Here is a 25,430-nt window from a genome sequence, read left to right on the forward strand (position 1 = left end):
ACTTATGAAAATAATAAAATTGAAGGTGGTAAAGTAAAAAAAGGAAATTCGCAATGAATTTCCTTTTTTTATTATTTCCACATCTTTTTAATATTTTCAATAAATTTAAAATCCTCCTGGGCGCTCCTACCTCTTACAGTAAGATATCCACCTACTAACATTCCATTAGCACCAGACATAAATGCCATCCCCATAAAGTCCTTTAGAATACCTTCCCTACCGGCACCAATTTTGATAACTTTATCTCTAAATATTATTCTATATATAGCGATAGTTTTTAAAATCTCATCCATAGCTAAATGCTCACGATCTCCATGAGGAGTACCAGGAATAGGATTTAAGATGTTAACAGGAATTCCATTTACTCCTAGCTCTTTCAAGGTATATGCCATGTCAATTCTGTCTTCCCAAGATTCACCCATACCGATTATTCCGCCACTACACACATCTAATCCTATTTCTTTGGCAGCTTTTATAGTTTTTAACCTGTTTTCTATTCCATGAGTTGTGGCTACTATTTCATTATATGACTTAATAGATGTCTGTAAGTTGCTGTGGAATCTAGTTATTCCAGCTTCCTTTAACTCCATCAACTCTTCTTTAGATAACAACCCGATAGAACAACATAGTTCTACATCATTGTCAGCAACTTTAGCAGTTTTTAAAAATTCTTTTATGTCATTATATTCAGTAGTTCCCTTATTGATGCTTCTACCAGAGGTAACTACTCCAAATTTTGAGCTGCCTAATTCTTTGGCTCTATTATATTCATCTAAAAGAGTTTCTTTGTCCTTTAGTTCATAACTGGTGATATTGGTGTTGTAGTGAGCTGACTGAGCACAAAATTTACAGTCCTCCTCACATCTTCCTGATTTTGCATTGGAAATCGTACAGGTATGGATCTTATTTCCGCAATATTTTTCCCTTATTTCATTGGCTACAGCAAATAATTCCATCATCTTACTGCCACTTATATTAGTAAGTTCCATAGCTTCTTCATATGTAATTTCTCTATTAATAAAATCTCTTATATTCATAATATTATCTCCTATTCTTTATTTAAAACATAAGGAAAGTATAACATAGATGTAAAAATAATAGAAACCTAAATTTATATGATATAATGAAATAAAAATATAAAAACTTAAAGAAAGTAAGGGAGAAGAAGAATTATGATACTTAGTGTTACGGATTTATGGAAACAATTTACAGGGGAAGCTTTATTAAAAAAAATAAACTTTGCAATAGATGAAAAGGATAAGATAGGGTTGGTAGGAGCCAATGGAGCTGGGAAAACTACACTGATAAAAATCCTTATGGGAATGGAAACCCACGATGAAAGTTTTGAAACTAAACAAATGGGTAAAATTGGAAAAAAGGGGAACTTAAGGATCGGCTACCTATCTCAAAATTTTGATTTGAATTTGGAAAACACAGTATTTGACGAGTTGATGAGTGTATATTCACATCTGAAAGAGGACTATAAAAAAATTCAAATATTAAATGAAAGACTAGCTACCGATATGGATAATTTTGACAGTATCATGGAGGAATTGGCAAAACTAAACACCAGATATGAGCAAGAGGATGGTTATGTAATAGAATATAAGGTGAAGCAGATTTTAAATGGTCTGAATTTTCCAGAACATCTATGGAAACAAAAAGTCGATGATCTTAGTGGAGGTCAGCAGTCGAGGGTAGCTTTGGGAAAAATATTATTAGATGAACCGGAATTATTGATATTAGACGAACCTACAAACCATTTGGATTTAAACGCTATTGAATGGCTGGAAAGATATTTAAATTCATATAATAAAGCCTTTATCTTGATATCTCATGATAGATATTTTTTAGATAATGTAATCAACAGAGTATTTGAAATTGAGAATAAAACTATAAATCTATATAAGGGTAACTTTACTGAATATACTATTCAAAAAGAAGCATACCTTACAGGGGCAGTAAAAAGGTTTGAAAAGGAACAGGATAAGATAAAAAAAATGGAGGATTATATCACTAAATATATGGGTGGTATAAAGACTAAACAGGCATTGGGTAGAAGAAAGCTCCTAAACCGTATGGAAAAGATGGGAGATCCCATTGTAAATATGAGAAAGATGAAATTAAAGTTTGAAATAGAAAGAGTTACTACTGATAAGGTAGTAAAAATTACTAATTTATCCAAGGCTTTTGGAGAGAAAGAGATCTTTAGGAATATCAATCTGGATATATATCGTGGAGATAAGATAGGGATAATGGGACCTAATGGAGTAGGAAAATCTACTATACTCAGGATAATAAATGACTTGGAAAAACAGAGCAGCGGTAAAGTGGAGTTAGGTGAAAAGTTAGACATTGGATACTATGATCAAAATCATACAGGTTTAGAAGGGAAACAGAATATCTTGGAAGAACTGATGTATAACTATCCGTTATCGGAGGAGCAGGCTAGAACATTTGCAGGGGGATTTTTATTCTCAGAGGATGAGATCTTTAAGAGTATAGATGATCTCAGTGGTGGAGAAAAATCTAGGATAGCATTGATGAAGTTGATCTTGAACAAGCCTAATCTATTGATAATGGACGAACCTACAAACCATTTAGATATCTATGCAAGGGAAGTATTGGAAGAATCATTAGAAGATTATGACGGTACTTTAGTCGTTGTATCCCATGACAGACACTTTTTAGAGAGTGTGGTAAATAAAATATACGAGATAACTCCTACAGGCAGTAATGTGTTCGATGGAAACTACGAAGAGTATATGAAAAAATCTACCGAGCCTAAAAAGGAAAAGGAAGTCAATACAGATTATGAGGAACAAAAAAGAAGGAAAAACAGGACATCTAATTTGGAGAAAAAATTTGTAGTGGTTGAACAAGAAATAGAAAAATTAGAGGAAAAAAAGGCTGAAATAGAGGAATTACACAATGAAGCTGGAATAAAAAATGAGATAGATAAGTTGATGGATCTCCAGGTGGAATTGGATGAGATGGACGAAAAAATAATGTTAAAGATGGATGAGTGGGAAGAGATCAATGAGGAGTTAGAGACTCTGAAAGAAGTTTAAGAGCTTTTTACCGCGAATGATGTGAAAAGTAATTAAAAATATATAATTAATGATTAAGGTCAGAAGATCTTTTGGTAGTGGACTATGTAAATTATAAGAGATTTTCTCTGTGAAATTCTATTTAAAACCTCGGTGAATCTCTTTGTTCAAAAAGATTGGGATAATCTGTGTAATTCGTGACAAAAGGAGAGAATTTATGAAGAAATTAATATTTATATTGTTATTGTTGGTCAGTACTTTATTCTTTATCAAAGATGAGTTGATAAGTATTTTTCCCACAGAAATTACGTCAACTTCGAATTTATCTAAAGAAGGGTTGACAAGTATTTCTCCCACAGAAATTACGTCAACTTCAAATTTATCTAAAGAAGGTTTGGAGACAGGAGATAAACTTCCTGTTATGAACTTATACAATACAAAGGGAGAATTGGAGGGGACTTCGGAAAAATATCTAGGTAAGATTACTATATATAATTTTGGTGCAAGTTGGTGTCCTCCCTGTAAGGTGGAAAAACCTCTGTTAAATAAATTTTATAACGAAAATAAAGATAAGATAAATGTAGTATCTATAATGATAGATGACAGTGGAGAAGCAGTAGATAAATTTTTTATGGAAAACCCTATGGATTTTCCTCATTATTTTGACAAAGGACAGACCTTATCGAAAAATTTTTTAATAAGAGTTGTGCCTACAACCTATGTAATTGATAAAAATGGAATAATTTTAGAGAGAATCCATGGGGCTTTAGATTGGAGCCAGTTAAAGGCAGAAGATTTGGAGGAATTGATTTGGCCAGTTGGTAGTACAGCAGGTGTGAATTAGTAAAAAAAGGAGAAAAATAATGGAAATAAATATATTGATAGTGTTCCTTGCTGGAATGGGAACTTTCCTAGCTCCCTGTATAATCCCCTTGGTGCCCAGTTACCTTTCATACATAAGTGGGATAGTATTAGGAAAAAAGCATGGCGGTAAGCAGAAATTTAAAGTTATCCTTCATACATTATTTTTTATACTGGGATTTGGAACTGCCTTTTCAGCTTTGCAGATATTATTATTTAATTTTACCAATCTTGCTAGTAGACTTATTGGAAACAATATATTAAATATGATTTTTGGTGGAATTATTGTAATTATGGGTATGCATATGATAGGTATTTTTAAGATAACTAAGCTGTACTCTGAAAAGAGGATGAATTTTAGCTTTATTCGGAGAAATATAGGGACATCATACCTCTTTGGGTTTGCATTTGGATTTGGATGGACGCCTTGTATGGGACCTGTTCTATTTACAGTTATGTCATATTTGGCAGGTGCTGATACTGTATGGATGGGAACACTATATATATGGACCTATACTTTTGGGCTGGGAGTACCTTTTATGATTTTTGCACTATTTATGGATAAAACTAATAAATTGGACTTTATAAAGAAGAATTTTTTATTCTCAGATAAGGTAAGTGGGGTAATACTTATTGTAATGGGAACACTTTTGGCTATGAATAAGATGACAATCTTTCTTAGTTGGGGATTCAGAGATGAAATAGTGGAGTTTTTGAGGAAAGTATTTTAAACTAAAAAAAATTCGAATGAGTATATTATGCAAGCTATTTTTTCTAATTTAATTATATAATTCAGGCTATATATAAAAGAGGAGGGGTTTTATGACTATAGAGGTTATAGAAAATTTAGAAATTAAAAGGAAGGTTGCTTTAAAGATCTTGAAAAATCTTTATGAATGGTTTGGGAAAGAAGAATCTTTGTTGAATTATGTAGATAATTTAGAGGGGAAGAAATTTTATTTATTAAATCTAGAAAAAGAAAATATAGGTTTTTTTTCAATTAAAAGAAACAATAAATATACAGCAGAGCTTTATGTAAATGGAATATTAGAGGAATATCACAATAGAGGATATGGAAAAATGGTGATGAAAAAAATAGTAGAAGACTTGAAAGAAGAGGGGTATAAATTCCTTATGGTGAAAACAGTAGGAGAGTCATTAGTTAATGAAGCTTATTCAAAAACTAGAAAGTTTTATAGTTCAGTAGGGTTTCTTCCATTAGAAGAAATTAAAGAAATATGGGGAGAAAATAACCCTTGTTTAATTATGGTAAAAAATATTTAAAAAAATATAAAAACATTTAAGAGCTGGGATATTTATCCTAGCTCTTATTTAATAAAGACCACACTACCTGGTGGTTCGTAATTCTAGCCTTGTTTTCATTGGAATTATATCAAAAAAAGTATTGACGTAGTTTTAAAACTCTGATATACTTATCTAGTTGTGAAATAAATTAATTTTCAAATTATTTAGATAATGAGAAAAAAAAGAAAAGGAGGGTAAAGATGCCTACTATTAACCAATTAATAAGAAAAGGAAGAAAGACTTTAGAGTCTTCTAAAACATCACCAGCATTAAAAGGAAACCCACAAAAAAGAGGAGTTTGTGTAAGAGTTTATACTTCTACACCAAAGAAACCAAACTCAGCTTTAAGAAAGGTAGCCAGAGTAAGATTAACTAACGGAATCGAAGTTACTGCTTACATTCCAGGAATCGGACATAACTTACAAGAGCATTCAATTGTTCTTTTAAAAGGTGGAAGAACAAAAGACTTACCAGGGGTAAGATATAAAGTAATTAGAGGAGCTTTAGATACTGCAGGAGTAGCAGATAGAAAGCAATCAAGATCTAAGTACGGAGTAAAAAAAGGATAATAATTTAAACTATTAGGAGGTGCAAAAAATATGTCAAGAAGAAGAGCAGCAGTTAAAAGAGACGTTTTAGCTGATTCAAGATATGGAGATAAAGTTGTAACTAAATTTATAAATTCTATCATGTTAGATGGAAAGAAATCTTTAGCAGAGTCTATTTTTTATGGAGCTATGGATTTAATAAAGGAAAAATCAGGTGAAGAGGGATACGAAACTTTCAAGAAAGCTATCGAGAACATCAAACCTGCATTAGAAGTTAAATCAAGAAGAATTGGTGGAGCTACTTATCAAGTACCAGTAGAAGTAAGACCAGTTAGACAACAAGCATTAGCTTTAAGATGGTTAACTACTTATACTAGAAACAGAAAAGAGTACACTATGGTTGAAAGATTAGCTAACGAATTAATCGCAGCGTCTAACAGCGAAGGTGCAACTATCAAGAAAAAAGAAGATACTTATAAGATGGCAGAAGCAAACAGAGCTTTCGCACATTACAAGTGGTAAGAACTAAGTTGATTTTAACTTAGTTTTTCATATATATACGTATAAACGTTCGAGGAGGAATACCAAAATGGCTAGAGAAATTTCTTTAGATCAAACTAGAAATATTGGAATCATGGCTCATATCGACGCTGGTAAGACAACTACAACAGAGAGAATCTTACTTTACACTGGTGTAACTCATCAAATTGGAGAGGTACATGACGGTGCAGCTACTATGGACTGGATGGAACAAGAGCAAGAAAGAGGAATCACAATCACTTCAGCAGCAACAACTTGTTTCTGGAGAAATCATAGAGTAAACATCATCGATACACCTGGACATGTGGACTTTACTGTAGAAGTAGAAAGATCATTAAGAGTATTAGATGGAACAGTTGCAGTTTTCTCTGCAGTTGATGGAGTACAACCACAATCTGAAACAGTTTGGAGACAAGCTGATAAATATAACGTACCAAGAATGGCTTTCTTTAACAAGATGGACAGAACAGGTGCAGACTTCAAGATGTGTGTAAGTGACATCAAAGAAAAATTAGGATCTAACCCAGTTCCTGTACAATTACCAATTGGTGCAGAAGATGAATTCGAAGGAATCATCAACTTAATCACAATGAAAGAAATGAAATGGCCTTTAGATACTAAAGATGGTCAAGACATGGAAATTGTTGACATCAGAGCTGAATTATTAGAGGAAGCTGAAGCTGCTAGAGAATTCATGATCGAATCTATCGTTGAGACAGATGACGTATTAATGGAAAAATTCTTTGGTGGAGATGACATCACAGTTGCTGAATTAACAGCTGGATTAAGAAAAGCTACGATTGCAAATGAAATCGTTCCTGTAACATGTGGAACTGCATTTAAAAATAAAGGAGTTCAACCATTATTAGACTTAATCATTGACATAATGCCTTCACCAGTAGATATCGGTGCAATCGCAGGTACTGACGTTAAAGATGAAACTATTGCAATGGAAAGAAAGCCTGGAGACGACGAGCCTTTCGCTGCGTTAGCATTTAAAATAATGACTGACCCATTCGTAGGAAGATTATCTTTCTTCAGAGTATACTCTGGAACTTTAGCAAAAGGTTCATATGTATTAAACTCTGTAAAAGGTAAAAAAGAAAGAGTAGGAAGAATCCTTCAAATGCATGCAAATAAAAGAGAAGAGATAGAAATGGTATACTGTGGAGATATCGCAGCAGCAGTAGGTCTTAAAGATACTACAACTGGTGATACTCTATGTGATATGGCTAACCCTATCATCTTAGAAAGAATGGAATTCCCTGAGCCAGTTATCTCAGTAGCTGTTGAGCCTAAAACAAAGGCTGACCAAGAAAAAATGGGTATCGCTTTAAGCAAACTTGCTGAAGAAGATCCTACTTTCCAAGTTAAAACAGACGAAGAAACTGGACAAACTATCATCTCTGGAATGGGTGAACTTCACTTAGATATCCTAGTTGATAGAATGAAGAGAGAATTTAATGTAGAATCAAACGTAGGTAAACCACAAGTTGCTTACAGAGAAACTATAACAACTGAAACTGATACTGACATGAAATATGCTAAGCAATCAGGTGGAAGAGGACAATACGGACACGTTAAGATCAGAGTATCTCCTAACCCAGGTGAAGGTTTCGTATTCGTTAACAAAGTTACTGGTGGAGCAATCCCTAGAGAATATGTTCCTGCAGTTGAAAAAGGTTGTAGAGAAGCACTTGAAGGCGGAGTTATCGCTGGATATGCAATGGAAGATGTTAAAGTTGAGTTATATGATGGATCTTACCATGATGTAGACTCGAACGAGATGGCATTTAAAATTGCAGGATCAATGGCAATGAAGAAAGCAGCTAGAGAGTGTAACCCAGTTATACTTGAACCTATCTTCAAAGTTGAGATCACTACTCCTGAAGAGTACATGGGAGACTTAATCGGTGACGTTTCTTCAAGAAGAGGAGTTGTTCTTGGAATGACTGAAAGAGCTGGAGCTAGAATCATTGAAGCTGAAGCACCTTTATCTGAAATGTTCGGATACTCTACTGACTTAAGATCTAAATCTCAAGGAAGAGCAAACTATGCAATGGAATTCAAGAAGTACTTACCAGTTCCAGCAGCTATCCAAAAAACAATAATGGAAGAGAGAAACTAATATTTCTTCTTCAATAAAATAGAGTAATGCACTTGAATTAATAATATTATTATTGACGACTATAACAGCTGAGTGTCTGGGTTTCCAGACATTTCAGGGTAATTTAAAATAAATAAATTAAAATTTTTAGGAGGCTTTAACAATGGCAAAAGAGCAATTTGACAGAAGTAAACCACATGTAAATATCGGAACAATAGGTCATGTAGACCATGGAAAGACAACAACGACAGCAGCGATCTCAAAAGTATTATCTGATTTAGGATTAGCTAAAGCAGTAGACTTCGCAAACATCGACCAAGCACCAGAAGAAAGAGAAAGAGGAATCACTATAAACACAGCTCATATCGAATATGAAACTGCAAACAGACATTACGCACATGTAGATTGTCCTGGCCATGCTGACTATGTTAAGAACATGATCACAGGAGCAGCACAAATGGATGGAGCTATCTTAGTAGTTTCAGCAGCAGACGGTCCAATGCCTCAAACAAGAGAGCATATCTTACTTTCTAAGCAAGTAGGAGTACCTTACATCATCGTATACTTAAACAAAGCTGACATGGTAGACGACGAAGAATTATTAGAATTAGTAGAGATGGAAGTAAGAGAATTACTAACTGAATACGGATTCGACGGAGATGACTCTCCAGTAGTAATAGGTTCTGCATTAGGAGCATTAAATGGAGAGCAACAATGGGTAGACAAAATAATTGAATTAATGGCAGCGGTAGATTCATACATACCAACTCCAGAAAGAGCAATTGACCAACCATTCTTAATGCCAGTAGAGGACGTTTTCACTATCACAGGTAGAGGAACAGTAGTAACTGGAAGAGTAGAAAGAGGAGTAGTAAAAGTAGGAGAAGAGATTGAAATCGTAGGAATCAAAGATACAATCAAATCTACTTGTACAGGTGTAGAGATGTTCAGAAAGTTATTAGACCAAGGTCAAGCTGGAGATAACATCGGAGCATTATTAAGAGGAATCAAGAAAGAAGACGTAGAAAGAGGACAAGTTTTATGTCATCCTGGAACAATCAATCCACATACAAACTTCACAGGAGAAGTATATGTATTAACTAAAGAAGAAGGTGGAAGACATACTCCATTCTTCACAGGATACAGACCACAATTCTACTTCAGAACAACTGACATCACTGGTGCAGTACATTTACCTGAAGGAGTAGAAATGGTAATGCCTGGAGACAACATCGAAATGACTGTTGAATTAATCCATCCAATCGCAATGGACGAAGGATTAAGATTCGCAATAAGAGAAGGTGGAAGAACAGTAGCATCAGGTGTAGTAGGAAACATCACTAAGTAATTAGTGTATCTTATTCACAGATGTAAGAGTTCAACAACTTTTATATAGAGAGGAGATAACCGTTTGGTTATCTCCTTTTTTTTATTCTTTCGTTCTATTTAGTAATAATAAATTATTATCAAAAACAGGGATTTAATGGACCAAAAACGAATACAAAACAATAAAAAAGTACATAATTGTTGACAATATGTAGAAAATAATGTATTATAGTGATAATTAATTTTTATTTTTGAAAATGTGTTGACTGTTGGGGATAAAAAATTATCATCGGGTCAATATGTTTGATAAATTGTCATCAAGCTTAACGAAAAAATAAATTAATAAAACATAAAATTATTAGGGGGAAAAATGAAAAAAAATTATGATTGGTTAATAGTAGGAATGGCATTGTTTTCAATGTTTTTTGGAGCGGGGAATTTGATCTTTCCACCTAGTGTAGGACTCTCAATGGGAGAAAGTTGGTTACCATCGGCATTTGGATTTGCATTAACAGGAATAGGTCTGCCGGTATTAGGTGTTTTAACAATGAATAAAGTGGGGAGCTTCAAGGCTTTTTCAGGAGGAGTATCAAAATTATTCTTTACGTTGTATTCTTTATTATTGATGACATCAGTAGTTTTTACAAATACACCTAGAACAGCGGCTACTGCTTATGAATTAGGTATAGTTCCAAATTTAGGAGGATTTAATTTAAGCCCTATAGTTGTGTCGTTGATATTCTTTGGATTAACTCTTCACATTGCTCTTAATCCGTCTAAAGCGATAGATCGTATAGGGAAGATATTAACTCCTACAATAGTTGTTATAACGCTTTCAATCATCTATATGGGGGTTACAAATAAAATTGGAGCTCCTGGAACTCCTCATCTGGATACAAATGCATTTGGGTTTGGATTTTCACAGGGATATCAAACAATGGATGGAATAATGGCAGGATTATTCAGTATGGTTATTTTATCTAATTTAGGTGCTAGAGGATATAATAAAAAGAGTGAGAAAGCAGAAATAATAAAAAAAGCGAGTATTGTAACTGGAACAGGTTTACTGGTTATCTATATAGGGCTATTTTATTTAGGAGCTACAGGAAATCAATATTTCCCGGCAGATATAAGCAGATCAGCGTTAGTATCAAATTTTGTTAATATGTTCCTTGGACAATATGGAAACTTAATTTTTGGAGTCTGTGTAACGGTAGCTTGTCTATCTACTGCAACAGCTTTAACTATGGTAGTTTCACAATTTTTCTTAGATACGTATGGATTTAGTTATAAGAAGGTAGCTTATATATCTTGTGCTATATCGGCATTTATGGCTAACTTTGGAGTAGATAGAATAGTAGGAGTAGCAGAACCGATATTGGCTATCCTTTATCCAATAACGATTGTATTAATTTTTGTTGGGATAGCCGGGATACTAGATGGACCTATTAGGAGAAATACAATAATAGTTTCAGGTTTAGTTTCTGTATTACAGGTTATATCAGAAGAAACAGATATTCAAATTGTAGATACTATATATAACAATATTCCATTATCATCAGCTGGGTTTGCGTGGGTGCTTCCGACGGTTTTAGTAGGAATGTTAAGTGTGTATGTGGTTAGAAATAATAAAAAAGAAGCAGTGTTGAAAGAAGTATAATATAAAATCAAAATCTCCTAATTGTATTAATAGTATAATTAGGAGGTTTTTTATTTGTAATTATATATATAATTTTATTATCTTTTGTTATTATTTTGTTTGTATAAATAATAAAGCCCTTTATTTGAATAACACCAAGATTATCAGGGCAAGGATAGAGAAAAAAAGTTTTTTAATATTTTTTATGGGTGATAACACATGCGTTTTATCGGCTGTATATCAATAAATTAAGTTATTGTAGAAGGTATGGGTGGTTTTTTGGTCCTGTTTTAGAAAATGTTTTACAAAAATACAATAAAAAAACAAAAAAATCCTTGACGAAAACTTGTAAACGCGGTATACTTCTTCTTGTCCGCAAGGGAAAGCGAAAGCGACTTGAAGCGAGACATTTAATAGGACATTAGCAATTAAATAGAGAAAGAAAGTGTAAATTAAAAACTCAATTGTCGTTTGAAACTTTGTTTTCAAACAATCGATTAAGGTGTACAGTGGAATGAACCACTATAAAAATAATTATCTTTTAATAGATAGCTAAACTTCATTTATGAAGTTAGGATATAAATTTGAATGTAGAGTTTGATCCTGGCTCAGGATGAACGCTGACAGAATGCTTAACACATGCAAGTCGACTGGAATTCTTCTTCGGAAGATAGTACGGTGGCGGACGGGTGAGTAACGCGTAAAGAATTTGCCCTTCAGACTGGGACAACTAATCGAAAGGTTAGCTAATACCGGATATTATGAGACCTTGGCATCAAGGACTTATGAAAGCTATATGCGCTGAAGGAGAACTTTGCGTTCCATTAGGTAGTTGGTAGGGTAATGGCCTACCAAGCCGACGATGGATAGCCGGCCTGAGAGGGTGAACGGCCACAAGGGGACTGAGACACGGCCCTTACTCCTACGGGAGGCAGCAGTGGGGAATATTGGACAATGGACCAAAAGTCTGATCCAGCAATTCTGTGTGCACGATGAAGGTCTTCGGATTGTAAAGTGCTTTCAGGTGGGAAGAAGAAAGTGACGGTACCACCAGAAGAAGCGACGGCTAAATACGTGCCAGCAGCCGCGGTAATACGTATGTCGCAAGCGTTATCCGGAATTATTGGGCGTAAAGCGAGTCTAGGCGGCTTGTTAAGTCAGATGTGAAAATGCGGGGCTCAACTCCGTATTGCGTTTGAAACTGGCAGGCTAGAGTACTGGAGAGGTGGGCGGAACTACAAGTGTAGAGGTGAAATTCGTAGATATTTGTAGGAATGCCGATAGTGAAGACAGCTCACTGGACAGATACTGACGCTAAAGCTCGAAAGCGTGGGGAGCGAACAGGATTAGATACCCTGGTAGTCCACGCCGTAAACGATGTTCACTGGGTGTAGGGGGTCGAACCTCTGTGCCGAAGCTAACGCGATAAGTGAACCGCCTGGGGAGTACGCACGCAAGTGTGAAACTCAAAGGAATTGACGGGGACCCGCACAAGCGGTGGAGCATGTGGTTTAATTCGACGCAACGCGAGGAACCTTACCAGCACTTGACATACAACGAACTCGTCAGAGATGACTTGGTGCCGCTTCGGTGGAACGTTGATACAGGTGGTGCATGGCTGTCGTCAGCTCGTGTCGTGAGATGTTGGGTTAAGTCCCGCAACGAGCGCAACCCCTATCGTATGTTACCATCATTAAGTTGGGGACTCATGCGAGACTGCCTGCGACGAGCAGGAGGAAGGTGGGGATGACGTCAAGTCATCATGCCCCTTATGTGCTGGGCTACACACGTGCTACAATGGTTGGTACAGAGAGCAGCAATACCGCGAGGTGGAGCAAATCTCAGAAAGCCAATCTTAGTTCGGATCGCAGTCTGCAACTCGACTGCGTGAAGTTGGAATCGCTAGTAATCGCGAATCAGCAATGTCGCGGTGAATACGTTCTCGGGTCTTGTACACACCGCCCGTCACACCACGAGAGTTGGTTGCACCTAAAGTAGCAGGCCTAACCATTTATGGAGGGATGTTCCTAAGGTGTGATTAGCGATTGGGGTGAAGTCGTAACAAGGTATCCGTACCGGAAGGTGCGGATGGATCACCTCCTTTCTAAGGAGCACTTTATGAGATCAGTTTACTGATCTATATAAAGAATATTTACACGTCTCTTTCTCTATTTATTTGGTAATGTTCTCTTTTTTTGAGAGAAAATACCAGTTGGACATTAAAAACTATATAGTAATGAAATAATAAATTAACAATTTTATTAGATCTTCAAGTTATGTGAGAGCATAACGATAATTAACGAAGAGTTAGAAATAACTGAACGTAAATTAGATTTCAAAAATTCTAAAAACAAATTAAGCAAAAAATATTAAAATTCTATTTTAATAATAGGTTAAGAAATTAAGGGCGCACGGAGAATGCCTTGGTAGTAAGAGCCGATGAAGGACGTGATAAGCTGCGATAAGCTAAGACAAGCTGCAATTGAGCGTAATAGTCTTAGATTTCCGAATGGGTAAACCTACTAGTTTGAAGAACTAGTGTGGAAACGGGAACCGGATGAACTGAAACATCTAAGTAATCCGAGGAAGAGAAAGTAAAAACGATTCCCTAAGTAGCGGCGAGCGAACGGGGAAGAGCCCAAACCGAACAAGTGTGATAGCATGCAGGCGTTGCTTGTTGGGGGTAGTGGGATACAAAGTAGCAGATCTGCAAAGTCTGCGCTTGACTAATCAAGGTACTAGAATGAACTGGAAAGTTCAACCGTAGAAGGTGATAGTCCTGTATAGGGAACTTAGATTAGAGAGTCATTGTAATCCCAAGTAGCACGGGACACGAGAAACCCTGTGTGAATCAGCGAGGACCATATCTCGTAAGGCTAAATACTCTTACTAACCGATAGTGAATAGTACCGTGAGGGAAAGGTGAAAAGAACCCCGGGAGGGGAGTGAAATAGAACCTGAAACCGTGTGCTTACAAGCGGTCAGAGCAGAGCCTTCGGGCGTGTGATGGCGTGCCTTTTGGAGAATGATCCTGCGAGTTACGATCAATGGCGAGGTTAAGTATAACGGAGCCGAAGGGAAACCGAGTCTGAATAGGGCGAATTAGTCGTTGGTTGTAGACGCGAAACCTGGTGATCTATGCCTGTCCAAGATGAAGCTGTGGTAAGACACAGTGGAGGTCTGAACCCACCGTCGTTGAAAAGCCGGGGGATGAGGTAGGTATAGGGGTGAAAAGCCAATCGAACCAGGAGATAGCTCGTTCTCTCCGAAATGCATTTAGGTGCAGCCTTGATTGTTTAAATATGGGGGTAGAGCACTGAATGGTCTAGCGGGCATATTGCTTAGCGAAATCAATCAAACTCCGAATACCATATTTCAAGAGATCAGGAGTGAGACTATGGGTACTAAGATCCATGGTCAAAAGGGAAACAGCCCAGACCACCAACTAAGGTCCCAAATTATATCTAAGTGGGAAAGGAGGTGGAGATTCTGAAACAACCAGGATGTTGGCTTAGAAGCAGCCATACATTTAAAGAGTGCGTAATAGCTCACTGGTCGAGAGTCTCTGCGCCGACAATGTAACGGGGCTAAGATATAAACCGAAGTTGTGGAGTATACACTATGTGTAGACTGGTAGGAGAGCGTTCCGTAGGCCGTTGAAGGATAAGGGGTAACCCAATCTGGAGGTATCGGAAGTGAGAATGCAGGAATGAGTAGCGAGAAAGAGGGTGAGAATCCCTCTCGCCGGAAAACCAAGGTTTCCAGAGTAAAGCTTGTCTTCTCTGGGTAAGCCGGGACCTAAGCCGAGGCTAGATTGCGTAGGCGAATGGAAAGCAGTTTAATATTACTGCGCCACTATAATTTGTTTGAGAGATGGAGGGACGCAGAAGGGTATGTGCGCAGACTGTTGGATATGTCTGTGTAAGCATGTAGGATGGAACCGCAGGAAAATCCACGGTTTTAGATCTGAGGTGTGATGCGGAGTGTTTGTAATGAACACGAAGGTACAAATCCCACGCTGCCGAGAAAAGCTTCTATTGAGAATTATAGTGCCCGTACCGTAAACCGACACAGGTGGTTAGGATGAGAAATCTAAGGCGTACAGGCTAACTCTCGCTAAGGAACTCTGCAAAATGGCCCCGTAACTTCGGGAGAAGGGGTGCCATTAAAGGTGATAGAAACACGCGTTCTTGAGCTTTTGATGGCCGCAGTGAAGAGATTCGAGCAACTGTTTAGCAAAAACACAGGTCTATGCTAAGCTGAAAGGCGATGTATATGGGCTGACACCTGCCCAGTGCCGGAAGGTTAAGAGGAGGGTTTAGCGACTCAAATTGAAGCCCCGGTGAACGGCGGCCGTAACTATAACGGTCCTAAGGTAGCGAAATTCCTTGTCGGGTAAGTTCCGACCTGCACGAATGGTGTAATGACTCGAATGCTGTCTTGGCGGGAGGCCTGGTGAAATTGTACTACCGGTGAAGATACCGGTTACCTACAGTAGGACGGAAAGACCCCGTGGAGCTTTACTATAGCTTGGTATTGGGTTGAGATGTTATGTGTATAGGATAGTTGGGAGACTGTGAATGTGTGGCGCTAGCTGCATATGAGTCGCTGGTGGAATACCAACCATATAACATTTTGATTCTAATCTGTGATGTGTAATCATGGAGACAGTGCTAGGTGGGTAGTTTGACTGGGGCGGTCGCCTCCGAAAGAGTAACGGAGGCGTTCAAAGGTTCCCTCAGGTTGGATGGAAATCAACCGAAGAGTGCAATGGCATAAGGGAGCTTGACTGTGAGATAGACACATCGAGCAGGTGCGAAAGCAGGACATAGTGATCCGGTGGTTCCGAATGGAAGGGCCATCGCTCAACGGATAAAAGCTACCCCGGGGATAACAGGCTGATTTTGCCCGAGAGTCCATATCGACGGCAAAGTTTGGCACCTCGATGTCGGCTCATCGCATCCTGGGGCTGGAGAAGGTCCCAAGGGTTGGGCTGTTCGCCCATTAAAGCGGTACGTGAGCTGGGTTCAGAACGTCGTGAGACAGTTCGGTCCCTATCCACTGTAGGCGTAAGAATATTGATGAGATCTGTCCTTAGTACGAGAGGACCGGGATGGACAAACCTCTAATGTACCAGTTGTCATGCCAATGGCATAGCTGGGTAGTCACGTTTGGAATGGATAACCGCTGAAAGCATCTAAGCGGGAAGCCAACTCAGAGATAAGTATTCTATCATTGATAAGTCACCTTCGAGACTAGGAGGTTGATAGGTTGGGGGTGTAAGGGCTGTGAAGTCTTTAGCTGACCAATACTAATATGACGAACACTTTACCTAAAGTAAAATTGATTTAGAAGAAAAGAGTTAATTTAGAAAAACATTATTATATAGTTTTGAATGTTTAACCGTAAAGGTCATCACCAAAACACTAAGATTTATTTAATAAATCAAGGGTTTTGCGATAACAATATTCAATAAGAAAGTAAGCTTGGTAAGAAAAGCTACGGGGGTACACCTGGTCACATTCCGAACCCAGAAGTTAAGTCCGTAAACGCCGAAAGTACTTAGGGGGCAGCCCCTTGGGAGGATAGGAACTTGCCAAGTCTTTTTTATTAAGGGGATATAGCTCAGTTGGGAGAGCGCCGCACTTGCACTGCGGAGGTCAGCGGTTCGACCCCGCTTATCTCCACCAAATAAAATTTAATCAGACATTATTCTGATTTATATAAAAGATCTGTCAATATAATTGACAGATCTTTTTTTTATGTATACTATCAAAAATAAAAGGAGGTTAGAGCCTTTTTATTAGTGGTAAATAAAAAAGACCATCTATCAGATGGTCTTTAATTTAGAGGAGTGTTTATTTTAAACCATCCCAATAATAACGGCTGGATGCGTTCCAAACAAGGTAACTGTTTAAACCTTCTACCTCAAGAGCTTTTATCTGCTCTTTCAATTCCTCTTTTTTATAACTTCTATGATTTTTAATCCAAGGAGCACTAAAGCCTTGAATCCATGTTTCTATAATAGCTGGATTTTCCAAATTGTTATTTCTTAAAATTACGTCTTTTGTATAATTATTTAATAGTATAAATGGGTTGTTATCTGGATTTTTTAGTCCATACGTTCCCCTTGCATAGTGAGAAGGGTAAGCCATGGGATTAATAAAATCAACTACATTGGAAACTGATTCCCAATGCTGACCAATATTTTCATCATTTTTTGAGATGCCGATTTGTCCAAAAACAGATGCAGCTGTATAAACTTCCTTTTTAGAGAGCTCATCATGAGCATATTTTAAAAATCTTTGGATAACTTCTGATTTTGTTTCTGAATAGATATTGTTATAGACTAATTTTGAGTTTTTTTCTAGGTTCTGAACTCTATCAGGAAACCTGACATAATCAAATAAAATTTCATTGAATCCCAAATTAGCAGCTTCCTTTGCCAATTCTACATTGTAATACCAGGCACTTCGATTGTAAGCTGATAACCATGGGATCTTGTCTGAACTTTGATATGCACGGTTATATCTTTTATCTAATATGATATCACTTTTATTGGAAACAGCATATGCTTCATCTTTAAAGGTAGAGATCCTTCCGATAAGATAGATATTATTTTTTTTTAGTTTTTCTATGAACAGTTTTATATCTTTTATCCTGGGACGAATATAGGAATCTCCTAAGGCTTTACGTGCTGTAGGGGATTCAAACAAGATTCTTCCGTGATCATTTTTTATATCTAAAACAAAGGCGTTAACATTTGTTTTTTTAGCTAATTCAATATAATCATCTACATGATACATCCCATTGAGAGAGATATATATAGCTTTAATATCTTCTTTAGGGTTATTTTTATAGAGTTGTTTATGAATAGATTTAAATTGTACATCTCCTAATTGGTGGAGTTCTTTGATATTGAAATCTGTATCTACCATCTTTTTTATAAATCTTTGGCCACTATTATTTTGATCTGTATCTTTCATTTCTTTCCCATCTTTATCCACCGGTATATCGGTTAGAACTTTGATAGTCTGAAATATATCTTGATCCTCTAATCTGGTTTTAGTTAGATACTTTTGTTCAATCCATCCCTTGTGCTCAAGTTTGTCAGTAGATATATATACCCAATTTTTTTCGACTTTTAAAATTTTTACTGAAGTACCGATTGTCAATGATCTTTGAGGTTTTCCATCGATATGTTCCCTTAAAGTAGTCAATTCTGAAATATACATAGTAGATGGTAAAGATACCTCTTTTTTTGTTTCTTTTTTTGAAAAAAAATTATCTTTATTTTTAAAGATAAAAAAAAGCGCCATAATAAGTATGGTCGAAAAAATTATTGTTTTTATTTTTGACATCTCTCTCTCCTTTGTTGTAATTTAATGTAACTAAATTATAACATAGATAAAGGAATAAAAAAATCAGGGAAAATCCCCTGATTTTTATGGAAAGAATAATTTTATTTTTCTACATGTACATCCATTTGTGGGTATGGTATAGAGATCTTGGCTTTATCAAATTCAGTTTTTGCCATCTTCATAGAACAGAAATAAACATCCCAATAATCAGCAGTATTACACCAAACTCGATACACTAAGTTAACAGAGGAATCTCCATATTCAATAATTTCAACAAAAGCTTCTTGGTTTTTTAATATTTTTTCCTGGGAATTAGCGATTTCAACAAGAACTGATTTAGCTTTTTCGATGTCGTCGTTGTAACCCACCCCAAATACAATATCAACTCTTCTAACTGGGTTTTTAGAGTAATTTATAAGGGTATCGTTGGATAATTTTCCATTTGGAATAACAACTCTTTTATTATCAACAGTATTTAAAAGGGTAGCAAAAATTTGTATCTCAATTACTGTTCCAGCAACTCCAGAGGCTTCGATATAATCCCCGATTTTATATGGTTTGAAGAGAATAATTAGTACCCCACCAGCAAAATTAGCTAAACTGCCTTGGAGTGCAAACCCAATAGCTAAAGACATCGCACCTAGTACTGCTACAAAGGATGCCGTTTGAATCCCAAGTGTAGAGACGATGATGATAAATAAAAAAGTATAAAAAAGTGTGTTAACTATAGAATGTACAAATTTCTTCAGCGTAATCTCGGTACGAGCAAGTTCCATTTTCTTGTCTACCAGCAGCATTAATTTACTGATGATAAACTTTCCAACAACCCATATTAATATGGCATAAAGAAGTTTAATTCCATAAGTGATAAAAAGTGTAGAAAAATAATCTACGTAATTCATAACTTTACCTCCTAAAAATAAATTTGATTGTTCTAGTATACTGTTTAAAATATTAAATCCTTTAAAAAAATAATATATGGTGCTTATTCAAACATATAGAATGGAACTCTAAAAAATTGTGTTGACAAAGAGTTAAATGGAGTTATAAAATATAAAGTGAAAAAATATATCTTTAAATAAAATAGGAGGAGGTATGGAAAAGATAAAATTAAATATATCAGGAAATTTAGTAGGAATAAAAATACCTTCAACTACAGTTTTTGAGGTAATAGAGGTAGATTTAAAAAGTATAGTTATAAAAAACTATAAATTACTGAAAACACTAAAATTTTATAAAATAATAAATTCAAATTTTAGCGAAATTCAAATATTGCAGTTAGAAAAAATAATAGAGTCTACTGTGAGTTTAAAATCGCTGGAAAAAGCTGATAAATCAAATAAAATGGCGGAGAAAAAAATTGATTATACATTACATTATGGAAATTTAAGATCGGGGGAAAAAATTAATTCAGAGACCAATGTAGTGATATTAGGAAACCTAAACCCCGGATCATATGTCCAGAGCAGAAAAAATATATTTGTTTATGGAAAAGCTCATGGGACTCTACATGCTGGATGTGATTTTAACAAACATCAAACTAGTTTTGTATATATAGAAGAAGCTGAATTTCCCAAGGTAAGGATAGGAGAGGCACAGCTGATGTACGATGATAAAGAAGTGGATAAAAATATTATGTTTGAAAAAAAAATGGGAAAGATAGCTATAAAAAAAGTAGATAAAAATCAGATAAAATATCTGCTGAAAAAAATAGGTTTCGATTTGATATAAATTTGAGGGAAAAATAAAATAGAGATGATACAAGGGAGAAAAAATGATTATATTAGGAATAGAAACATCGTGTGATGAAACGTCTATATCAGTATTGAAAGATGGGAAGGAGATGCTGTCTAACCATATCTCATCACAGATAGATATACATAAGGAGTATGGAGGAGTTGTTCCTGAGATAGCTTCGAGACACCATATTAAAAATATAGCGACAATAATGGAAGTTAGTTTAAAAGAAGCCGGAATAACTCTAGATGATGTAGATTATATAGCAGTAACTTATGCACCTGGTCTTATAGGAGCACTTTTAGTGGGGATTTCATTTGCCAAAGGGATCTCTTATGGAAGAGATATACCAATAATACCGGTCCATCATATAAAGGGACATATTTATGCTAATTTTTTAGAACATAAAGTAGAACTTCCTGCAATTGCATTGGTAGTATCTGGAGGTCATACAAACATAATATACATCGACGAAAATCATAAATTCTTTAATTTAGGAGGAACTCTGGATGACGCAGTAGGAGAATCTTATGATAAGGTGTCGAGAGTAATGGGATTAGGATATCCTGGAGGGCCAGTGATAGACAAATTGGCATATGAGGGAGATAAAGATAAGATACCTATGCCGGAACCTAAGGTTGGAGGTTATGAGTTTAGTTTCTCAGGTGTAAAAACATCTGTGATAAACTATGTAAACAAGATGAATATGAAAAAAGAGGAATATAATCCTGCCGATATAGCTGCTAGTTTTCAAAATAGAGTAGTGGACATATTGTGCAAGAAAACGATTGCAGCAGCTAAGGAAAAAGGAGTTAAAAATATCCTTATAGCAGGGGGAGTAGCAGCTAATTCATTACTCAGAAAGGAATTGTTGGAGAGGTCAAAATTAGAGGGAATAGAAGTTTTTTATCCATCGATGAAGTTATGTACTGATAATGCCGGGATGATTGCAGCAGCAGGATATTATAAGTTAACCTATGGAGATTCAGATAAAATATTTGCTGATTTAAAATTAAATGGGGTAGCAAATATGGGAATAGAAGAAGATTAAAAATTAAAAGAGAGGTGACCTATTAGGTCACCTCTCTAATTATTATTTGATGATTAAAGTCAATTGGTTTGGATTTGTAGACATGCTACTTAGATCGATCTGTTTTTGATAGCCATAGGATTTTACTTGTATGTCTATGTTTTTTTTATTTTCAGGTAGCTCTAATAATAAGAAACCGTTAGTATCGGTCTTATAAACTGTACCTTCTACAATGACTTCTTGATTACTCAGTGGTGTCTTAGAGCTGCTTAAAAGTTCTAAGTGAACTCGGATCTTTCGACCTTGTAGGATAATATTTTTATTTATTATGTCATCTTTTGTCAGCGTAAAAACATCGGAATAATAATATCTATAGGACTGTACCCCAACACTTATAAAATAGCTGTTATTTATCTTGATGTCAGAAAATTCATAATATCCATTTTGGTTTGAAATAGTGTTAGCTACAACTTCACCTTGATTATCTCTAAGGGACAGGTGGAGATTCCCTAGGGGAGTAAAACTATTACTTATTACACCAGAGATATTAGATAAATACGGTGTCAAAGAAATTTTCAAGCCAGAAAGGGTAGAAAAACGTTCTAACTTTGTTACAACACCAAAGGCTTTATATCCATCTTTTTCTACCTTTATAAATAGCAGACCCGGAAGTGTAGATGTGGAAAAGTTTCCAAAGTCATCACTTTTTAAATGGATTATTTTATCTCCATTTTTTACCATAATGTCGGCATTTGAAATAGGGATACCTTTGTCATCTGTGACCATACCTTCAATATTACTGAGAAGTTCTTTTGTATTGAGAGTAAGGTTGTAAATTTCATTAGGTGCACTGAAGTCATAGATTAAATTTTGATTTTTTTTCAAGACAAACCCAGGTTTGTTTAGAGTTACTTTATATTTTTGAGGGGGTAAATTTATAGAAAATTCCCCTGCAAAGTTACTCATTGTTTCGTAGGAATTGTTGTCGACATCTGTAAATAAAATTTTGGCTCCACCAATGAATTGGTCGTTATTTTTTATAACACCACGGATAGTAGTTTGTACAGATGGAATGGAAATCACTATATTTCTATTTACAGAGGAGTCAATTTTAAGACCTCTAAAATAGAGATTGGAATAAAACCTGCCTTCAATCATAAAATCATAAACGCCATCCTCTAATTCAATAGGAACAAAGGTGTCTTTAAGTTTGAATTTTGTTTTGAATTCACCATTTTTAAAGATTACAAGGGTAAGGTCTTTAGGAGGAGTGACTCTTCCAATATTATTTTTATAGAAATTTATCCCTTTGTTTTTAGAGATATTTCCTAGGATAAAAAAAATGTTTTTAGGGATATCAATATCTATCATGAGATGTTCGGAATTGTCTCTAAAATTTAATATTTGTTTATTTTTTTTAGAGTCCTTTGCAGAAAATATAAATTCATAGGTACCCGCTAAAAATTCAATGGATTTTGTGCTACCTAAAAAAGGAACCTTGGTATATCTGCTGGTTCCAACTTCACGATATTCAATCAATCCACTGCTTACAGGGAATTCGAACGTAACATAAGAAGTGTTTATTTTTTTCATGACAAGGGTAAGGTTTTGAACCTCATCTTTGGAATTTTTCAGGGTCAGCACTTCTTCTTTATAACCCTCTTTGGAGATGGAAATGTTTAGGATATCTTCCGAGGTATTGAAGGCAACGTAGCCCTTTGAATCACTTATTTTAACTTGATTATTGATATTTGCGATAACTTCTTTTAGGGGTGATTTGTCTTCCCCTATTATTGTTAAGGTGATAGAATAACAAGTGATGTTGAATAGTACTATAAATAAAAATATTAATTTTTTCATAGGTGCCTCCACATTAGGTTGTTTTATTAAATTATACATTATATATACACTATTGAGTAATAATTTTTTAAAATCTTGATGGTTTTTGTTAGAGGATATCTAGAAAAATAATTAATAGTCATCAAAAATAACTAATTTGTTGGGAAGGATTGAAAAAAGACCTTAATGTGGTATAATTATAATTGAACTTAAAAAAAAAGGATGATAACTATGAAAGAAATGAATCATTTGGATTTATTGGATGAAAAAGAAAAAAAAATGAATCAATTATATAGTATTCAGCATGAAAAAAAGTATTATTTAGATGAATATAGGGAGCGAATAATAATAGCTTTAAAAATAGATCAATTGGTAGAAGACGAGGTCTATTTAGAAATAATAGAAGCTATGAAAAGCGATCATGCTAAACTTTTGAAATTAAGGAGAGATGTGGGGCTGAAATATCTAAAGCCGTATATAAAGGAAGCGGAAAAGCTAGACTTTAGATATGAACTTGTAGATGGTCTCAGCTACTTAGGAGACATAGGACTTATAGTGGTTTCGGATAAATCTTTAGATAATGAAGATGAGGAATTAGTTGTAAGGGATATGGATCAGGATTTTTTAGATGTAGGACTAGGGTATGAATTCTCTAAAAATCAAAATAAGAGTATTTGTAATGAATGTTATCTTAAGATTGAGGATAAATTACCTAGTTATTTAGAAAAATTTAAAAGGCTTAATATTATAGATAAATTATTAGGAACTAACTGTCCGGTGTGTAGAGATCGGAAGAAATTAGGAGGAAATGAAAAAAAATGATAGGAGCTTTTAAAATAAAGGGTGGAAACCCACTCAGTGGAACACTAGAAGTAAGCGGAGCAAAAAATGCAGCACTGCCGATAATAACAGCGACGATAATAGAAAAAGGGACTCACATCTTACATAATGTACCAAACTTAAGAGATATTGGGACTTTGATGAAATTATTAGAGAGTCTAGGATTAGAAACTGAAAAGATTGGAAGTAATAGTTATAAAATTGTAAATAATGGATTAACTAATTTAGAGGCTGAATATGATCTAGTAAAAAAGATGAGGGCATCATTTTTAGTTATGGGACCTATGTTAGCCCATGCAAATAATGCTAAAGTATCTCTTCCAGGAGGATGTGCAATTGGTTCTAGACCTGTAGATTTACATCTAAAAGGATTTGAAGGTTTGGGTGCTGAAATTGAAATTACCCATGGATATGTAGAAGCTAAAACTGAAAAATTAGTTGGTGGACACATTGTTTTAGATTTCCCAAGTGTAGGAGCTACTGAAAATATTATAATGGCTGCTGTAAAAGCAGAGGGTACAACCACTTTAGAGAATGTAGCCAGAGAACCTGAGATAGATGACCTATGCAACTACTTGGTTGCTATGGGAGCAAAGATCGAAGGAATTGGTACAGGAAAACTTATAATAGTTGGTGTAGAAAAATTAACTCCAGTAGAATACTCTATCATGCCAGATAGGATAGAGGCTGGAACTTATATGGTTCTTTCAGTTTTATTTGATGGAAAAATCAAAGTTAAAGGAGCTATTAAGGAACATTTAGGAAGTTTTGTTGCGAAACTTGAAGAGATGGGAGTAAAGGTTATCTTTGACGGCGACCTGGTTACGATAGATGCCAAGATGAAGGATTTAAAACCTGTAATTATAAAAACAGCTCCTCATCCAGGGTTTGCTACCGATCTACAGGCTCAATTTATGACGTTGTTAGCATTAATTTCAGGATCTAGTGAGATAAAGGAAACTATATTTGAAAATAGATTTATGCAGGTTCCGGAATTAAACAGGATGGGAGCAGATATCCATATAGATAGTAATGTTTCTATAATAAAAGGCGTAGAGGAATTCAGTAGTGCGGAAGTAATGGCTAGTGACTTGAGAGCAGGAGCAGCACTTATAATGGCAGCATTAAAAGCTAAAGGTGAAACTATAGTAACAAGAATATACCATGTAGATAGAGGGTATGAAGAGATAGAGAAAAAATTAAAAAAGATAGGTGCAGATATAGAAAGGATTAAGGTGGAGATGTAA

General features: G+C 35.5%; 17 protein-coding genes, 1 tRNA gene and 3 rRNA genes. 17 read left to right on the plus strand and 4 right to left on the minus strand.

From position 1 onward, the window contains the following. Positions 1 to 71: 71 nt before the first annotated feature. On the minus strand, positions 72 to 1,037 hold the full coding sequence (bioB, locus tag K337_RS0101540; protein ID WP_051251555.1) for a biotin synthase BioB: 966 nt from the start codon (positions 1,035 to 1,037) through the stop codon (positions 72 to 74). 135 nt (positions 1,038 to 1,172) lie between these two features. Between bioB and K337_RS0101545 the strand changes: the two genes are divergently transcribed. The 13 genes from K337_RS0101545 (at position 1,173) to K337_RS0101605 (ending at position 17,066) form a co-directional block, all read left to right on the plus strand. Further along, positions 1,173 to 3,071: an ABC-F family ATP-binding cassette domain-containing protein gene (locus K337_RS0101545; protein WP_425414005.1), complete on the plus strand. Its 1,899-nt coding sequence runs from the start codon at positions 1,173 to 1,175 to the stop codon at positions 3,069 to 3,071. A 196-nt stretch (positions 3,072 to 3,267) separates the two neighbouring features. Then, positions 3,268 to 3,894: a TlpA family protein disulfide reductase gene (locus tag K337_RS0101550; protein WP_028855019.1), complete on the plus strand. Its 627-nt coding sequence runs from the start codon at positions 3,268 to 3,270 to the stop codon at positions 3,892 to 3,894. Positions 3,895 to 3,913: 19 nt separating this feature from the next. After that, a complete protein-coding gene (locus K337_RS17435; RefSeq protein ID WP_051251556.1) occupies positions 3,914 to 4,642 on the plus strand; it encodes a cytochrome c biogenesis CcdA family protein in 729 nt (242 codons plus the stop codon). Positions 4,643 to 4,733: 91 nt separating this feature from the next. Further along, positions 4,734 to 5,195: a GNAT family N-acetyltransferase gene (locus K337_RS0101560; protein ID WP_037029046.1), complete on the plus strand. Its 462-nt coding sequence runs from the start codon at positions 4,734 to 4,736 to the stop codon at positions 5,193 to 5,195. A gap of 221 nt (positions 5,196 to 5,416) precedes the next feature. Continuing rightward, the gene (rpsL, locus tag K337_RS0101565; protein WP_028855021.1) at positions 5,417 to 5,785 is read left to right on the plus strand and encodes a 30S ribosomal protein S12; all 369 of its coding nucleotides are present in this window, start codon (positions 5,417 to 5,419) and stop codon (positions 5,783 to 5,785) included. Positions 5,786 to 5,815: 30 nt separating this feature from the next. After that, on the plus strand, positions 5,816 to 6,286 hold the full coding sequence (gene rpsG / locus K337_RS0101570; RefSeq protein ID WP_028855022.1) for a 30S ribosomal protein S7: 471 nt from the start codon (positions 5,816 to 5,818) through the stop codon (positions 6,284 to 6,286). Positions 6,287 to 6,353: 67 nt separating this feature from the next. Beyond that, positions 6,354 to 8,432, plus strand: a complete 2,079-nt coding sequence (fusA, locus tag K337_RS0101575) for an elongation factor G (protein ID WP_028855023.1) — start codon at positions 6,354 to 6,356, stop codon at positions 8,430 to 8,432. 142 nt (positions 8,433 to 8,574) lie between these two features. Next, positions 8,575 to 9,759, plus strand: coding sequence for an elongation factor Tu (gene tuf, locus K337_RS0101580; RefSeq protein ID WP_028855024.1), 1,185 nt, complete (start codon positions 8,575 to 8,577; stop codon positions 9,757 to 9,759). A 348-nt stretch (positions 9,760 to 10,107) separates the two neighbouring features. Continuing rightward, the gene (gene brnQ, locus K337_RS17440) at positions 10,108 to 11,397 is read left to right on the plus strand and encodes a branched-chain amino acid transport system II carrier protein (protein ID WP_051251557.1); all 1,290 of its coding nucleotides are present in this window, start codon (positions 10,108 to 10,110) and stop codon (positions 11,395 to 11,397) included. A 564-nt stretch (positions 11,398 to 11,961) separates the two neighbouring features. Then, positions 11,962 to 13,480, plus strand: a 16S ribosomal RNA gene (locus K337_RS0101590). A 287-nt stretch (positions 13,481 to 13,767) separates the two neighbouring features. Continuing rightward, positions 13,768 to 16,711 (plus strand): 23S ribosomal RNA (locus K337_RS0101595). Positions 16,712 to 16,861: 150 nt separating this feature from the next. After that, a 5S ribosomal RNA gene (gene rrf, locus K337_RS0101600) occupies positions 16,862 to 16,978 on the plus strand. The 16S, 23S and 5S rRNA genes sit together here with 1 tRNA gene alongside, the layout of an rRNA operon. A 12-nt stretch (positions 16,979 to 16,990) precedes the next feature. Further along, positions 16,991 to 17,066 (plus strand) — tRNA-Ala (locus K337_RS0101605). A gap of 168 nt (positions 17,067 to 17,234) precedes the next feature. On the opposite strand, the gene K337_RS17445 is transcribed toward K337_RS0101605, so the two are convergent. Together K337_RS17445 and K337_RS0101615 are read right to left on the minus strand one after the other, a co-directional pair. After that, a complete protein-coding gene (locus K337_RS17445) occupies positions 17,235 to 18,737 on the minus strand; it encodes a putative glycoside hydrolase (RefSeq protein WP_051251558.1) in 1,503 nt (500 codons plus the stop codon). 101 nt (positions 18,738 to 18,838) lie between these two features. Next, the gene (locus K337_RS0101615; RefSeq protein WP_028855025.1) at positions 18,839 to 19,639 is read right to left on the minus strand and encodes a mechanosensitive ion channel family protein; all 801 of its coding nucleotides are present in this window, start codon (positions 19,637 to 19,639) and stop codon (positions 18,839 to 18,841) included. 193 nt (positions 19,640 to 19,832) lie between these two features. Between K337_RS0101615 and K337_RS19035 the strand changes: the two genes are divergently transcribed. Both K337_RS19035 and tsaD read left to right on the plus strand, forming a co-directional pair. After that, on the plus strand, positions 19,833 to 20,468 hold the full coding sequence (locus K337_RS19035; RefSeq protein WP_028855026.1) for a septum site-determining protein MinC: 636 nt from the start codon (positions 19,833 to 19,835) through the stop codon (positions 20,466 to 20,468). A 43-nt stretch (positions 20,469 to 20,511) separates the two neighbouring features. After that, on the plus strand, positions 20,512 to 21,525 hold the full coding sequence (gene tsaD / locus K337_RS0101625) for a tRNA (adenosine(37)-N6)-threonylcarbamoyltransferase complex transferase subunit TsaD (RefSeq protein ID WP_028855027.1): 1,014 nt from the start codon (positions 20,512 to 20,514) through the stop codon (positions 21,523 to 21,525). A 42-nt stretch (positions 21,526 to 21,567) separates the two neighbouring features. On the opposite strand, the gene K337_RS0101630 is transcribed toward tsaD, so the two are convergent. After that, positions 21,568 to 23,364: a carboxypeptidase-like regulatory domain-containing protein gene (locus K337_RS0101630; protein ID WP_028855028.1), complete on the minus strand. Its 1,797-nt coding sequence runs from the start codon at positions 23,362 to 23,364 to the stop codon at positions 21,568 to 21,570. Positions 23,365 to 23,574: 210 nt separating this feature from the next. Here K337_RS0101630 and K337_RS0101635 point away from each other — a divergent pair, with 210 nt between their 5' ends. Together K337_RS0101635 and murA are read left to right on the plus strand one after the other, a co-directional pair. Further along, a complete protein-coding gene (locus K337_RS0101635; protein WP_028855029.1) occupies positions 23,575 to 24,165 on the plus strand; it encodes a DUF1694 domain-containing protein in 591 nt (196 codons plus the stop codon). Continuing rightward, positions 24,162 to 25,430: a UDP-N-acetylglucosamine 1-carboxyvinyltransferase gene (gene murA, locus K337_RS0101640; protein ID WP_028855030.1), complete on the plus strand. Its 1,269-nt coding sequence runs from the start codon at positions 24,162 to 24,164 to the stop codon at positions 25,428 to 25,430. Before K337_RS0101635 ends, murA begins: the two co-directional genes overlap by 4 nt.

The sequence above is a fragment of the Psychrilyobacter atlanticus DSM 19335 genome, assembly GCF_000426625.1.
GTDB classification, from domain to species: Bacteria; Fusobacteriota; Fusobacteriia; order Fusobacteriales; family Fusobacteriaceae; genus Psychrilyobacter; species Psychrilyobacter atlanticus.